Below are 15,153 nucleotides of genomic sequence, written 5' to 3' on the forward strand. Positions count from 1 at the left end.
CTTACTTCGCGGCCGACTTGACGGCGTCGCGGACGATGATCCAGGAACCCTTCGAACCGGGAACGGCACCCTTGACGAGGATCAGACCACGGTCGTCGTCCAGCGATACCACTTCGAGGTTCTGGGTGGTGATGCGCGTCTGGCCCATGTGACCAGCCATGCGCTTGCCCTTCCAGACCTTGCCCGGATCCTGGTTGGAACCGGTCGAACCATGCGAGCGGTGCGAAACGGACACACCGTGCGTGGCGCGAAGACCGCCGAAGTTATGACGCTTCATGGCGCCGGCAAAACCCTTACCGATCGAGGTACCCGTCACATCGACCAGCTGGCCGGCAGTGAAGTGGCTGGGGTTGATGGCCGCGCCGACATCGACGAGGTTGTCCGCATCGACGCGGAATTCGACGACCTTTGCCTTCGGCTCAACCTGAGCCACGGCAAAGTGACCGCGCAGGGCCTTCGTCGTGTTCTTGACCTTGGCAACGCCAGCGCCAAGCTGAACAGCCGTGTAGCCGTTCTTTTCATCTGTGCGGTGCGCGACAACCTGGCAGTTCTCAACGCGCAAAACCGTCACCGGGACATGTTCACCGGCGTCGTTATAGACGCGGGTCATTCCCACTTTCTGTGCAATTACACCTGAACGCATCGGTTCAATCCTTCTCACTCAGCTCAAGACGTGGGTCTCAGAGCTTGATTTCCACGTCGACGCCGGCGGCCAGATCGAGCTTCATCAGCGCGTCTACCGTCTGCGGGGTGGGATCGACAATGTCGAGCAGGCGCTTATGCGTGCGCATTTCGAACTGCTCGCGGCTCTTCTTATCGATGTGAGGGGACCGGTTAACCGTAAACTTCTCGATGCGAGTCGGAAGCGGAACGGGGCCCCGGACGCTAGCTCCGGTGCGCTTCGCCGTCGACACAATCTCGCGCGTGGAAGCATCGAGAATTCGGTGATCGAACGCCTTCAGGCGAATGCGGATATTTTGGCCGTTCATTCGACGTTATCCTTGTTATCTTGTTCTCCCCGGTGCCAACAGTACGGCATGGGGTGTTCTTTTTCTAAAAAGGCGGGACCACCGGTGTCAAAGATCGAGAGGGACACCGCAACAACGGCATCCCTATCCAGTCTTCGGGCCATAAGCCCACCTTTTGGATTGTTCTACCCGATCCGCTCAAAAGCGAAGCAGGCCGCAAATCTTGCTCGCGCGCCATTTGCAACATTTTCATGTCATACGCAAGCGCCAAGAGGCACTGCGCATGAAATTTCATGGATCATCGGATAAAAACCGCCGGGCGGGAGGAAATCCCCTCGCCCGGCAGAATTTAAATTACTCGATGATCGAAGCGACGATGCCGGCGCCGACGGTACGGCCGCCTTCGCGGATCGCGAAGCGCAGCTTTTCTTCCATCGCGATCGGAACGATCAGCTCAACGGCAACGGTGACGTTGTCGCCAGGCATAACCATTTCCGTGCCTTCCGGAAGCGACACGATGCCGGTCACATCCGTCGTGCGGAAGTAGAACTGCGGACGGTAGTTGGTGAAGAACGGCGTATGACGGCCGCCTTCTTCCTTCGTCAGGATGTAGGCTTCAGCCATGAACTTCTTGTGCGGCTTGACCGAACCCGGCTTGCACAGGATCTGGCCACGCTCAACGCCATCACGCTGAACGCCACGAACCAGAGCACCGATGTTGTCGCCAGCCTGGCCCTGATCGAGCAGCTTGCGGAACATTTCAACGCCGGTCACGGTCGTCTTGGAGGTAGCGCGGATGCCGACGATTTCGACTTCTTCGCCAACCTTGACGATGCCACGCTCAACGCGACCCGTCACAACCGTACCACGGCCGGAGATCGAGAATACGTCTTCGATCGGAAGCAGGAAGGGCTGGTCGATCGGGCGCTCAGGCGTCGGGATGTAGGCGTCAACCGCTGCCATCAGTTCGCGGATCGCATCTTCGCCGATCTTCTTGTCGCTGTCTTCCAGAGCAGCAAGAGCCGAGCCCTTGATGATCGGAATATCGTCGCCCGGGAAGTCGTAGGACGACAGAAGTTCGCGCACTTCCAGTTCGACGAGTTCGAGAAGCTCGGCGTCGTCAACCTGGTCAACCTTGTTGAGGAACACGACGATCGCCGGAACGCCAACCTGACGGGCGAGCAGGATGTGCTCGCGGGTCTGCGGCATCGGGCCGTCGGCGGCCGAGCAAACCAGGATCGCGCCGTCCATCTGCGCTGCACCGGTGATCATGTTCTTGACGTAGTCGGCGTGGCCGGGGCAGTCGACGTGCGCGTAGTGACGAGCAGGCGTCTCATACTCGACGTGTGCCGTCGAGATGGTGATGCCGCGTGCCTTTTCTTCCGGTGCAGCGTCGATCTGGTCGTACGCCTTGTATTCACCGAAGTACTTCGTGATCGCTGCCGTCAGAGACGTCTTGCCGTGGTCAACGTGGCCAATCGTGCCGATGTTCACATGCGGCTTGTTGCGCTCAAACTTGCTCTTTGCCATTTCAGGCTCTCCATCTTCTTACCCGCAAGGAGCGGGTGAATTATCAATTATTATGGGTTCAAGGGAACCCCGGTCACTTCTGACCGGAGTACTTCGCCTGAATTTCCTGAGCGACGTTGGACGGAACCGGCGAGTAATGGTCGAAGACCATCGAATACTGAGCGCGGCCCTGCGACATCGAACGCAGGTTATCGACATACTTGAACATGTTCGCGAGCGGAACATGGGCATTGATGACCACGGCAATGCCGCGGCTTTCCTGGCCCTGGATCTGACCACGGCGGGAGTTGAGGTCGCCGATCACGTCACCGACGTAATCTTCCGGCGTTACCACCTCGACCTTCATCATCGGCTCGAGCAGCTGGGCTCCAGCCTTCTTGGCCGCTTCACGGAAGCAGGCACGCGAGGCGATTTCGAAGGCGAGAACCGACGAGTCGACATCGTGGAAGGCGCCGTCGATGAGGGTCGCCTTGACGCCCAGCATCGGGAAGCCAGCCAGCGGACCGGAAGACAGAACGCTTTCGATACCCTTCTGAACGCCCGGGATGTATTCCTTGGGAACAGAACCACCGACGATCTTGGATTCGAACTTGAATTCGTCGCCATCGGGATTGGGTTCGAAGACGATCTTGACGCGCGCAAACTGGCCGGTACCACCGGACTGCTTCTTGTGCGTGTAGTCTTCTTCGTGCTGACGCGTGATGGTTTCGCGGTAGGCAACCTGCGGAGCACCGACGGTGGCTTCAACCTTGAACTCGCGACGCATACGGTCGACGATGATGTCGAGGTGAAGTTCGCCCATGCCGGCAATGATGGTCTGGCCGGATTCCTGGTCGGTCTTGACGCGGAAGGACGGATCTTCTGCAGCCAGGCGGTTGAGCGCGAGGCCCATCTTTTCCTGGTCGCCCTTGGTCTTCGGCTCGATGGCGATCTGGATGACCGGCTCGGGGAATTCCATGCGTTCCAGGATAACCTGGTTCAGGGGATCGCAGAGCGTGTCGCCCGTGGTCGATTCCTTGAGGCCTGCGAGAGCCACGATGTCGCCTGCAAAGGCTTCTTCGATGTCTTCGCGCGAGTTGGAGTGCATCTGCAGCATACGGCCGACGCGCTCACGCTTGTCCTTGACCGTGTTGATGACAGACGTACCCTTTTCGAGCTTGCCCGAGTAGATGCGGCAGAACGTGAGCGAACCGACGAAGGGGTCGTTCATGATCTTGAAGGCCAGCATCGACAGCGGCTCGCTGTCATCGGCGTGACGTTCGATTTCGGCTTCGGTCTTGACGTCGATGCCCTTGATCGCCGGAATATCGAGCGGCGACGGCAGGTATTCGACAACGGCGTCGAGCAGGGGCTGAACGCCCTTGTTCTTGAACGCGGTACCGCAGAACATCGGATGGAACTTGACGTCGATGGTGCCGCGGCGAACCAGGGCACGGATCTTGTCATTATCCGGCATGATGCCGTTCAGGTAGTCTTCCATGGCCTGTTCATCGGCTTCGACGACCTGTTCGATCATCTTTTCGCGATATTCCTCGGCCTTTTCCTGCATGTCCTCAGGGATCTCGACGACATCCCAGGCAGCGCCGAGCGATTCGTCGCGCCAGACGAGAGCATTCATCTCGATCAGGTCGACAACGCCCTTGAACTCGGTTTCTGCACCGATCGGGAGCTGCATGACAACAGCGATGGCGCCGAGACGGGTCTTGATCATTTCTACCGAGCGGTAGAAGTCAGCGCCGGTCTTGTCCATCTTGTTGCAGAAGATCATCCGCGGGACGTTGTACTTTTCAGCCTGACGCCACACGGTTTCTGTCTGCGGCTCAACGCCGGCATTGGCGTCGAGCAGAGCGATCGCACCGTCGAGCACGCGCAGCGAACGTTCGACTTCGATGGTGAAGTCGACGTGGCCGGGAGTGTCGATGATGTTGAAGCGACGCATCTTGCCGTCGCGACCCTTCCAGTAGGTCGTGGTGGCAGCGGAGGTGATCGTGATGCCACGCTCCTGCTCCTGCTCCATCCAGTCCATGGTGGCCGCGCCGTCGTGTACTTCACCGATCTTGTGCGACTTGCCGGTGTAATAAAGGATACGCTCGGTGGTCGTCGTCTTGCCGGCGTCGATGTGCGCCATGATACCGAAATTACGGTAGTCTTCGATTTTATATTCGCGAGCCATAGGACTGCCTTTCGAAATTCGATCGGATGAAGATTACCAGCGATAATGCGAGAATGCGCGGTTGGCGTCGGCCATCTTGTGCGTGTCTTCACGCTTCTTGACGGCGCTGCCGCGGTTGTTTGCTGCATCCATCAACTCGCCGGACAAACGGTCGACCATGGTGGTTTCGTTGCGCTTGCGGGCAGCCGCAATCAGCCAGCGGATCGCCAGCGCCTGACGGCGCTCGGGGCGAACATCAACCGGAACCTGATAGGTTGCACCACCAACGCGGCGCGAACGGACTTCCACATGCGGAGCCACGTTTTCGAGCGCCTGATGGAAGGTCTGCAACGGGTCGGACTTGGCCTTGCCCTGAACCACATCGAACGCACCGTAAACGATGGTTTCTGCAACCGACTTCTTGCCGTGCAGCATGATGGCGTTCATGAACTTCGTGACAACAAGATCGCCGAACTTCGGATCCGGATTGATCTCGCGCTTTTCTGCTTTATGACGTCTGGACATACGTTCCGTCTCTTTAAAACTGGAGTGGGCGCCTTAACACGCGGAGAACCTCGCGCGGCGCCGGATCTGGTGAATTACTTCGGACGCTTCGCGCCATACTTGGAGCGGCGCTGCTTGCGGTTCTTGACACCCTGGGTATCGAGAACACCACGGATGATGTGGTAACGAACGCCGGGCAAGTCCTTGACGCGGCCGCCGCGGATCATCACGACAGAGTGTTCCTGAAGGTTGTGACCTTCGCCCGGAATGTAGCCGATGACTTCAAAGCCATTGGTCAGGCGGATCTTGGCAACCTTACGCAGAGCCGAGTTCGGCTTCTTCGGGGTCGTCGTGTAAACGCGGGTGCAGACGCCGCGCTTCTGCGGGTTTTCCTGCAGTGCAGGCACCTTGTTGCGCTTGACCTGTGCCTGGCGAGGCTTGCGGATCAGCTGGTTTACGGTAGGCATATACCCATCCCTTGCAAAATCTTGTCTCAAGGCCCTTTTGGGGCCCGTGTGGTCGCCGTCTCCGGCCTCGGCACACATATCAACATGCGCAAAATATGGCCCGTTCCAAATCTGGAAAGGACCACATAAAGCAGAGGACGCATTCCTATGCGTCATGCGTGCAGCATACCTGTCTTCAACGTGCGTTTGGAACCTTGTTTGAGGCCAAGTCAGGAACGAGTCGATCCAAACGGGCAAGCCTCACATCGCTTCCGATGAGGGGCCGTTTACTGTTTTACCCCCCGCGCGTCAAGGCCGAATCCGGAATTAGCCCTCGGATGCCCCGCATCTGCGGCCTTTCCAGCCCTTTTGTGGCAAGGCAACCGTGCAAAAGGCAGGCATCAATTCATTAACCACTGGGATTTGCATGGCAAGCCGCTAAGTATCAACCGACAGCCACCGGCTAATCCTGAGTCGGTCCCACCCCTCCCACCAGGAGCAGAATTTCTCATGATCACCGACCCGGACAACGACAACAAGCACGACACCCCGATGGTCTTCATCATCATCGGCAAGGGTTATGAGGCCAAAGACAGCGAGGGCATCGAACTGCATATCCTGCTGCGCGCGCCAGACGATGACAGCGCAGTGCGCGAGGCGCTGAACGCGCTTTCCGAGGAAGGGTTCATCGAGGCGGATCTCGACCAGATCGGTATCATGACCGAAGAGCCCGTCGAGGAACCACACGCCGCCGCTTATCAGGGCGCGCTCGAAGGCGAAGTCTCGATCATCCGCTTCCAGTAAACCGCCCTCGCCCGCCTTTGCGGGATATCATCACCCACGACCCGACCAACAAAAAAGCGCCCGGATTTCTCCAGGCGCTTTTTTTGTTGTCCACATGTCCGGTGCAGTCGAAACGTCACCGGCAAAAACCCGGCGCGGAGAAAACCGCGCCGGATCTGATGATGTTATTCGCCAGCGGGAACGTCGCTTGCCGACAGTTCCTGTAGCATCGGCGTTGCAACGCTTGCACCGGTGCCCTTGCGGCGCTCGTCGAGGATCATCTCGTCGCGCGAGGTCGCAATGCGGCGGATCTGCGTCATGGTGCCGCCGGTACCAGCCGGAATGAGGCGGCCGACGATGACGTTTTCCTTGAGGCCCTGCAGCGTGTCCGTCTTGCCGGCGATCGCAGCTTCCGTGAGAACCTTGGTGGTTTCCTGGAAGGATGCGGCCGAGATGAAGGACGGCGTCTGCAGCGAAGCCTTGGTGATACCGAGAAGAACGGGATCGCCATAAGCCGGCTTCTTGCCTTCCTCGATCAGGCGCTCATTGTTGTCATCCAGTTCAATGCGGTCGACATTGTCGCCCACGATGTAATGGCTGTCACCACTGTCGGTGATCTCGACCTTCTGCAGCATCTGGCGAACGATCACCTCGATGTGCTTGTCGTTGATCACCACGCCCTGCAGACGGTAGACTTCCTGGATTTCGTTGACCAGGTACGAGGCAAGTGCCTCGACGCCCTTGATCGCCAGGATGTCATGCGGTGCCGGGTTACCGTCGAGGATGTAGTCACCCTTTTCGATATAGTCGCCATCCTGAAGATGGAAGGGCTTGCCCTTCGGGATCAGGTACTCGACCGGCTCGACACCGTCTTCGGCAGGCTCGATCTGGACGCGACGCTTGTTCTTGTAGTCGCGGCCGAGGCGGATCGTACCATCGATCTCAGCGATGATGGCGTGGTCCTTCGGACGACGGGCTTCGAACAGTTCGGCAACACGCGGCAGACCACCGGTGATGTCCTTCGTCTTGGCGCTTTCCATCGGAACACGCGCCAGAACGTCACCCTGAGACACCTTCTGGCCGGGCTCAACCGACAGAATGGCATCCACGGACAGCATGTAGCGGGCATCGCCACCACGTGCGAGCTTCAGGATATTGCCGCTGGCATCCTTCAGGATAACCGCCGGCTTGAGGTCGATACCGCGCGGGGTCGAACGCCAATCGATAACCTGACGTTTGGTGATCCCGGTCGACTCGTCGGTCGATTCCGTGACCGAGATCGAGTCGACGACGTCTTCGAAGTGCACGATACCTTCGACTTCCGTCAGCATCGGACGCGTGTAGGGGTCCCACTCGGCCAGACGCTGTCCGCGCTTGACCTTGTCATTGTCGTCCACGAACACCTTCGAACCGTAGGCGACGCGCTGCGAGGAACGTTCCACGCCGCGTTCGTCCAGGATCGTCACCGCCAGGTTACGACCCATGGCAATCAGATTGCCTTCCGAGTTACGCAACAGGTTGCGGTTCTTGATCTGGATCGTGCCCTCGTAGGAGGCTTCCAGGAAGGACTGGTCGACCACGTTGGCCGTGCCGCCCAAGTGGAAGGTACGCATGGTGAGCTGCGTGCCCGGCTCGCCGATCGACTGTGCGGCAATGACGCCTACCGCTTCGCCCATGTTGACAGGGGTACCGCGTGCAAGGTCACGTCCGTAGCAGATCGAGCAGACGCCCGTCTGAACTTCGCAGGTCAGCGCGGAGCGAATACGGATCGACTGGATGCCGGCCTTTTCGATCTCGATGACATCGGGCTCGAGGATCATGCGACCGGCATCAACGATGCGTTCACCCGTGACCGGATGATCGATATCGTCAAGGGCGGTACGACCGAGAACGCGCACGCCGATGGAAGCAACGACCTGACCGGCATCGACGATGGCGGTCATGGTGAGGCCCTTGTCGGTGCCGCAATCCACGAGGTTGACGATGCAATCCTGCGCGACGTCGACGAGACGACGGGTCAGGTAACCCGAGTTCGCGGTCTTCAGGGCGGTGTCTGCGAGACCCTTACGGGCACCGTGGGTCGAGTTGAAGTACTCGTTAACGGTCAGGCCTTCCTTGAAGTTCGAGATGATCGGCGTCTCGATGATTTCACCCGACGGCTTTGCCATCAGGCCGCGCATGCCGCCCAGCTGACGCATCTGGTTCGGAGAACCACGGGCGCCGGAGTGGGACATCATGTAGATCGCGTTCATCGGCTTCTGACGACCGGTTTCCGGATCGAACTCGACAGCCTTAATGCGGGCCATCATGTCTTCGGCAACCTTTTCGGTGGCCTTGCCCCAGGCGTCAACGACCTTGTTGTACTTTTCGCCCTGGGTGATCAGGCCGTCATTGTACTGCTGCTCGTATTCCTTGACCAGCGTTTCGGTGTCGCCAACGATCTTCGCCTTGGTTTCCGGGATGATCATGTCGTCCTTGCCGAACGAAATGCCAGCCTTGCACGCATGCGTGAAGCCGAGCTGCATGATCCGGTCGCAGAAAATGACCGTGTCCTTCTGGCCGCAGTGACGGTAGACCGTGTCGATCATCTTGGAGATGTTCTTCTTGGTCATTTCCTGGTTGCAGATGTCGAAGAGCACCTTGCCGTTCTTCGGCAGGAGTTCGCCCATGATCATGCGGCCAGGCGTCGTTTCATAGATCTTCGAATAGGGCTTGCCCTCTTCGTCGATCGACTTGAAACGGCCACGGATCTTGGCGTGCAGGGTGACGACCTTGTTTTCCAGCGCATGGTGCAATTCGCCCATGTCGGAGAAAACCATGCCTTCGCCCGGCTCGTTCTGGTTCAGAATCGACAGGTAATAGAGGCCGAGAACCATGTCCTGCGAAGGAACGATGATCGGCGCACCGTTGGCCGGGTGCAGGATGTTGTTGGTCGACATCATCAGCACGCGGGCTTCCAGCTGGGCTTCCAGCGAGAGCGGCACGTGGACAGCCATCTGGTCGCCGTCGAAGTCGGCGTTGAAGGCCGTGCAGACGAGCGGATGCAGCTGGATGGCCTTGCCTTCGACCAGGATCGGTTCGAAGGCCTGGATGCCCAGGCGGTGCAGTGTCGGTGCGCGGTTCAGGAGAACCGGATGTTCGCGGATAACCTCGTCGAGGATATCCCAAACTTCCGGCTTTTCCTTTTCAACCAGCTTCTTCGCCTGCTTGACGGTCGAGGAATAACCCTTGGCGTCGAGGCGGGCGTAGATGAACGGCTTGAACAGTTCGAGCGCCATCTTCTTCGGCAGGCCGCACTGGTGCAGCTTCAGTTCCGGACCCGTCACGATAACCGAACGGCCGGAATAGTCGACGCGCTTGCCGAGAAGGTTCTGGCGGAAGCGGCCCTGCTTGCCCTTCAGCATGTCGGACAGCGACTTCAGCGGACGCTTGTTGGCGCCCGTGATGACGCGGCCACGACGGCCGTTGTCGAACAGCGCATCCACAGATTCCTGCAGCATGCGCTTTTCGTTGCGGATGATGATGCCGGGAGCGCGCAGTTCGATCAGGCGCTTCAGACGGTTGTTACGGTTGATCACACGACGGTAGAGGTCGTTGAGGTCGGACGTCGCAAAACGGCCGCCATCCAGCGGAACCAGCGGACGCAGGTCCGGCGGGATCACGGGAACGACCTTCATGATCATCCATTCCGGCTTGTTGCCGGATTCGATGAAGTTCTCGACGATCTTCAGACGCTTCATCAGCTTCTTCTGCTTCAGATCCGACGTGGTGTCGGCCAGATCCGAGCGCAGGTCACCTGCGAGCTTCTCAAGGTTCATGGACGCCAGCATCTCGAAGATGGCTTCGGCGCCGATCATCGCGGTGAACTGGTCTTCGCCGTACTCGTCGATCGCCAGCATATAGTCCTCTTCGGACAGAAGCTGGTTTTCCTTGAGCGCGGTGAGGCCCGGTTCCGTCACGATGTAGTTTTCGAAGTAGAGCACGCGCTCCACATCCTTCAGCGTCATGTCGAGCAGTGTCGAGATACGCGAAGGAAGCGACTTCAGGAACCAGATATGGGCAACCGGAGCGGCCAGCTCAATATGGCCCATGCGCTCACGGCGAACGCGCGACAGCGTGACTTCAACGCCGCACTTTTCGCAGATGATGCCCTTGTACTTCATGCGCTTGTACTTGCCGCACAGGCATTCGTAGTCCTTGATCGGTCCAAAAATGCGCGCGCAGAAGAGACCGTCGCGTTCCGGCTTGAACGTACGGTAGTTGATGGTCTCCGGCTTTTTGATTTCGCCGTAGGACCAGGAGAGAATCTTCTCAGGCGATGCAATCGAAATCCGGATGGAATCGAAATGCTGCGCAGGCACCTGCGGGTTGAAAAGATTCATGACCTCTTGGTTCATGCCTATCTCCTTATGGGGCTCTCGCCCTCGCTTGCGAGCGTCATCGGTCCGTTTGACCCGGGAGGACCGATCCGCTGCTTAAAACGGTCATAGCCGCGAAATGCGGCGAAATTCCCCTGCCCTGCAATCGGAAGCAGCAGGTGGGGACGGCGCGCGCTCATCAAAGCGCGCGCCCTTTTCCGATTTATTCTGCCGCGTCGGGCAGCTGGCCAGCGGCGTTCTCATCGAGCTTGGAATTTTCCAGCTCGACCGACAGTCCGAGCGAGCGCATTTCCTTGACGAGAACGTTGAAGCTCTCCGGAATGCCCGCTTCGAACGTGTCGTCGCCGCGCACGATCGCTTCGTAGACCTTGGTACGGCCGGCCACGTCGTCCGACTTCACCGTCAGCATTTCCTGCAGGGTGTAGGCAGCGCCATAGGCTTCCAGAGCCCAGACTTCCATTTCCCCGAAACGCTGACCGCCGAACTGTGCCTTGCCGCCGAGCGGCTGCTGGGTCACGAGCGAGTACGGACCGATGGAGCGTGCGTGGATCTTGTCATCGACCAAGTGGTTGAGCTTGATCATGTACATGTAACCCACGGTGACCTTGCGGTCGAACGCTTCGCCGGTACGGCCATCATAAAGAACCGACTGGCCGGACGTGTGCAGGCCTGCCTTTTCGAGCATGGCCGAGACGTCTTCCTCGTGCGCACCATCAAAGACCGGCGTTGCGATGGACACGCCACGCTTGGCTTCTTCGGCAAGCCGAACGAGCGACTCGTCGTCGAAGCGCTTCACCTCGTCATGCGATTCAGACGCATAGATCTCGGTGAGTTCGGTGCGCAGCTCGCTGATGTCCATCGTCTTGCGATAGTCTTCGAGCATCTGGCCGATCTTTTTGCCCATGCCGGCGCAAGCCCAGGCCAGATGGGTTTCGAGGATCTGACCGACGTTCATACGCGAAGGCACGCCGAGCGGGTTCAAGCAGATGTCAACATGCGTGCCATCTTCCAGGAACGGCATGTCTTCGACAGGAACGATGCGCGAAACAACGCCCTTGTTGCCGTGACGGCCGGCCATCTTGTCGCCTGGCTGGATCTTGCGCTTCACAGCAACAAAAACCTTGACCATCTTCATGACACCAGGAGGCATTTCGTCGCCGCGCTGGACCTTTTCGACCTTGTCCATGAAGCGCTGTTCAAGGCGCGACTTGGATTCGTCGTACTGGCCACGCAGGGCTTCGATTTCGCCCTGGACCTTTTCGTCCTCGACGGCAAACATCCACCATTGCGAACGCGGATATTCCGAAACGACCGCGTTGGACAGCTCGACGCCCTTCTTGAAGCCCTTCGGACCTGCAACGGACACCTGACCGCGGAGCATCTCGATCAGACGGCCGTAGACGTTACGGTCGAGGATCGCTTGTTCGTCGTCACGGTCCTTGGCAAGACGCTCGATCTCTTCACGCTCGATGGCCATCGCGCGTTCGTCTTTTTCCACACCATGGCGGTTGAAGACGCGCACTTCGACGATCGTGCCAAAAGTACCGGGCGGCATGCGCATGGAGGTGTCGCGCACGTCCGATGCCTTTTCGCCGAAGATGGCGCGCAGAAGCTTTTCTTCCGGCGTCATCGGGCTTTCACCCTTGGGCGTGATCTTGCCGACGAGAATGTCGCCAGGAGCCACTTCCGCACCGATGTAGACGATACCGGCTTCGTCGAGGTTCTTCAGCGCTTCTTCCGAAACGTTCGGAATATCGCGCGTGATTTCTTCCGGACCAAGCTTGGTGTCACGTGCCATCACTTCGAATTCTTCGATGTGGATGGAGGTGAACACGTCGTCAGAGACGATGCGTTCCGACATCAGGATCGAGTCTTCGTAGTTGTAGCCGTTCCAAGGCATGAACGCGACGAGCGCGTTGCGGCCGAGAGCTAGATCGCCGAGGTCGGTCGAGGGACCGTCCGCGATGATGTCACCCTTGTTCAGGATGTCACCGACAGCCACCAGCGGACGCTGGTTGATGCAGGTGTTCTGGTTGGAACGCTGGAACTTCTGCAGGCGGTAGATATCGACGCCGGACTTGCCGGCATCCAGATCTTCCGTGGCGCGGATAACGATACGCGTCGCGTCGACCTGGTCGACCACACCGCCACGACGGGCAGCGATGGCAGCGCCGGAGTCACGGGCAACGACCGGTTCCATGCCGGTGCCAACGAACGGCGCTTCGGCACGCACCAGCGGCACGGCCTGACGCTGCATGTTCGAGCCCATGAGGGCGCGGTTGGCGTCGTCGTTTTCCAGGAACGGGATCAGAGCTGCGGCAACAGAGACCAGCTGCTTCGGCGAAACGTCCATCAGGTTGATGGTGTCGCGCGGCGACAGCATAACTTCGCCGGCATGACGGCAAACGACGAACTCTTCGACGAACGAACCGCTCTTGTCGAGTTCGGCATTGGCCTGCGCCACGTAGTATTTTGCCTCTTCCATGGCGGAGAGGTAAATCACTTCCTTGGTGACGACGCCGTCGATGATCTTGCGATACGGGCTTTCGATAAAGCCGTACTTGTTGACGCGGGCAAAGGTGGCCAGCGAGTTGATCAGACCGATGTTCGGGCCCTCAGGCGTTTCAATCGGGCAGATACGGCCGTAATGGGTCGGGTGAACGTCGCGGACTTCAAAGCCTGCGCGCTCGCGGGTCAGACCACCCGGTCCAAGAGCCGAAAGACGACGCTTGTGGGTGATTTCCGAAAGCGGGTTCACCTGGTCCATGAACTGCGACAGCTGCGAGGAGCCGAAGAATTCACGCACGGCAGCCGCTGCCGGCTTGGCGTTGATCAGGTCCTGCGGCATGACGGTGTCGATTTCGATCGACGACATGCGTTCCTTGATGGCGCGTTCCATGCGCAGAAGACCCAGGCGATACTGGTTCTCCATCAATTCACCGACGGAACGAACACGGCGGTTGCCGAGGTTGTCGATGTCGTCGATTTCGCCCTTGCCGTCGCGCAGTTCGACCAGCATCTTGACCACGGCCAGGATGTCGTCCTTGCGCAGCGTGCGCACGGTGTCGGCCACGTCGAGGTCGAGGCGCATGTTCATCTTGACGCGGCCAACGGCCGAAAGGTCATAACGTTCGCTGTCGAAGAACAGCGAGTTGAACATGGCTTCAGCCGATTCCATCGTCGGCGGTTCACCCGGACGCATCACGCGGTAGATGTCGAACAGAGCGTCCTGACGGTTCTCGTTCTTGTCCACAGACAGCGTGTTGCGGATATAGGCGCCAACATTGATGTGGTCGATGCCCAGAATCGGGATCTCGTCGAAACCAACGTCGAGAATCTTCGGCAGATTCTTCTCGTCGATTTCTTCGCCGGCTTCCATGTAGATTTCGCCGGTTTCCATGTTGACCAGATCTTCGGCAAGGAAATTGCCATAGAGGTCTTCATTGGAAGCCTTCAGGGCCTTCAGGCCCTTGTCGACCAACTGGCGCAGCAGGCGCGGCGTGAGCTTCTTGCCGGATTCGACAACAACTTCACCCGTATCGGCGTCGACCATTTCCGACAGCGTCTTGGCGCCCTTCAGCGTATCGGGCTGGAACGGAACGCGCCAGCCATTGCCGTCACGCACGTAGACAGCCTTCGAATAGAAGGTCGACAGGATTTCTTCGCCGTCCATGCCAAGCGCCATCAGCAGCGAGGTGGCCGGGATCTTGCGGCGACGGTCGATACGCGCATAGACGATGTCCTTGGCGTCGAATTCGATATCGAGCCAGGAACCGCGATAGGGGATGACGCGGGCAGCAAACAGAAGCTTGCCCGAGGAATGGCTCTTGCCCTTGTCGTGGTCGAAGAACACGCCCGGCGAACGGTGCATCTGCGATACGATGACGCGCTCGGTGCCGTTGACGATGAACGTGCCGTTGTCGGTCATGAGCGGCATGTCGCCCATATAGACGGACTGTTCCTTGATGTCCTTGATCGACTTGGAACCCGTATCCTCGTCAATATCGAACACGATAAGGCGCAGCGTCACCTTGAGCGGCGCTGCATAGGTCAGGTCGCGCTGACGGCATTCCTCGACGTCGAACTTCGGCGGCTCGAATTCGTAGGAAACGAATTCCAGCATCGAAGCGCCGGAGAAATCCGTGATCGGGAACACCGACCGGAAAACGGCGTTAAGCCCCTCATCGGGGCGACCGCCGGCTGGCTCTTCAACCATCAGAAACTGATCGTATGAAGCCTTCTGAACCTCGATGAGGTTCGGCATTTCTGTAACTTCGGGAATTTTTCCGAAAAACTTGCGTACGCGCCTACGACCATTGAACGAAAGGGTCTGAGCCATCGTCGCTCCTTCAAAAATTGCATCCGGGCCTGCAACGGACGGTGTGCGATGG

Annotated in this window: 9 protein-coding genes; 1 reads left to right on the top strand and 8 read right to left on the bottom strand. The window is 58.8% G+C overall.

Annotated features, from left to right (window positions below; translation table 11 throughout):
* Position 1: 1 nt before the first annotated feature.
* The 6 genes from rplC to rpsL all read right to left on the bottom strand — a co-directional run bounded on the left by rplC (position 2) and on the right by rpsL (position 5,621).
* On the bottom strand, positions 2 to 643 hold the full coding sequence (gene rplC, locus AC4CWF_RS11105; protein ID WP_491281736.1) for a 50S ribosomal protein L3: 642 nt from the start codon (positions 641 to 643) through the stop codon (positions 2 to 4).
* A gap of 37 nt (positions 644 to 680) precedes the next feature.
* The gene (rpsJ, locus tag AC4CWF_RS11110) at positions 681 to 989 is read right to left on the bottom strand and encodes a 30S ribosomal protein S10 (protein WP_003547547.1); all 309 of its coding nucleotides are present in this window, start codon (positions 987 to 989) and stop codon (positions 681 to 683) included.
* 333 nt (positions 990 to 1,322) lie between these two features.
* Positions 1,323 to 2,498 (bottom strand): elongation factor Tu, encoded by a 1,176-nt coding sequence (gene tuf / locus AC4CWF_RS11115; RefSeq protein WP_491281737.1) that lies wholly within the window; start codon positions 2,496 to 2,498, stop codon positions 1,323 to 1,325.
* Positions 2,499 to 2,571: 73 nt separating this feature from the next.
* On the bottom strand, positions 2,572 to 4,671 hold the full coding sequence (gene fusA / locus AC4CWF_RS11120) for an elongation factor G (protein ID WP_491281738.1): 2,100 nt from the start codon (positions 4,669 to 4,671) through the stop codon (positions 2,572 to 2,574).
* A gap of 33 nt (positions 4,672 to 4,704) precedes the next feature.
* Complete coding sequence (gene rpsG / locus AC4CWF_RS11125) at positions 4,705 to 5,175, bottom strand: 30S ribosomal protein S7 (protein ID WP_210102777.1); 471 nt, start codon at positions 5,173 to 5,175, stop codon at positions 4,705 to 4,707.
* Positions 5,176 to 5,249: 74 nt separating this feature from the next.
* Positions 5,250 to 5,621, bottom strand: a complete 372-nt coding sequence (gene rpsL, locus AC4CWF_RS11130) for a 30S ribosomal protein S12 (RefSeq protein WP_003507760.1) — start codon at positions 5,619 to 5,621, stop codon at positions 5,250 to 5,252.
* 489 nt (positions 5,622 to 6,110) lie between these two features.
* Between rpsL and AC4CWF_RS11135 the strand changes: the two genes are divergently transcribed.
* A complete protein-coding gene (locus AC4CWF_RS11135) occupies positions 6,111 to 6,404 on the top strand; it encodes a transcriptional regulator (protein ID WP_491281739.1) in 294 nt (97 codons plus the stop codon).
* A 164-nt stretch (positions 6,405 to 6,568) separates the two neighbouring features.
* On the opposite strand, the gene rpoC is transcribed toward AC4CWF_RS11135, so the two are convergent.
* Both rpoC and rpoB read right to left on the bottom strand, forming a co-directional pair.
* Positions 6,569 to 10,780, bottom strand: a complete 4,212-nt coding sequence (gene rpoC, locus AC4CWF_RS11140; protein ID WP_491281740.1) for a DNA-directed RNA polymerase subunit beta' — start codon at positions 10,778 to 10,780, stop codon at positions 6,569 to 6,571.
* A gap of 184 nt (positions 10,781 to 10,964) precedes the next feature.
* Positions 10,965 to 15,101: a DNA-directed RNA polymerase subunit beta gene (gene rpoB / locus AC4CWF_RS11145; protein ID WP_491281741.1), complete on the bottom strand. Its 4,137-nt coding sequence runs from the start codon at positions 15,099 to 15,101 to the stop codon at positions 10,965 to 10,967.
* Positions 15,102 to 15,153 lie beyond the last annotated feature (52 nt).

This window comes from Neorhizobium sp. PAMB6630, from assembly GCF_058242775.1.

What these genes read in the sequence shown, in the direction of transcription:
- AC4CWF_RS11135 (WP_491281739.1), top strand. Translation starts at nt 6,111, where the DNA reads ATGATCACCGACCCGGACAACGACAACAAGCACGACACCCCGATGGTC.
- rpoB (WP_491281741.1), bottom strand. Translation starts at nt 15,101, where the DNA reads ATGGCTCAGACCCTTTCGTTCAATGGTCGTAGGCGCGTACGCAAGTTT.
- rpoC (WP_491281740.1), bottom strand. Translation starts at nt 10,780, where the DNA reads ATGAACCAAGAGGTCATGAATCTTTTCAACCCGCAGGTGCCTGCGCAG.
- rplC (WP_491281736.1), bottom strand. Translation starts at nt 643, where the DNA reads ATGCGTTCAGGTGTAATTGCACAGAAAGTGGGAATGACCCGCGTCTAT.
- fusA (WP_491281738.1), bottom strand. Translation starts at nt 4,671, where the DNA reads ATGGCTCGCGAATATAAAATCGAAGACTACCGTAATTTCGGTATCATG.
- rpsG (WP_210102777.1), bottom strand. Translation starts at nt 5,175, where the DNA reads ATGTCCAGACGTCATAAAGCAGAAAAGCGCGAGATCAATCCGGATCCG.
- rpsJ (WP_003547547.1), bottom strand. Translation starts at nt 989, where the DNA reads ATGAACGGCCAAAATATCCGCATTCGCCTGAAGGCGTTCGATCACCGA.
- rpsL (WP_003507760.1), bottom strand. Translation starts at nt 5,621, where the DNA reads ATGCCTACCGTAAACCAGCTGATCCGCAAGCCTCGCCAGGCACAGGTC.
- tuf (WP_491281737.1), bottom strand. Translation starts at nt 2,498, where the DNA reads ATGGCAAAGAGCAAGTTTGAGCGCAACAAGCCGCATGTGAACATCGGC.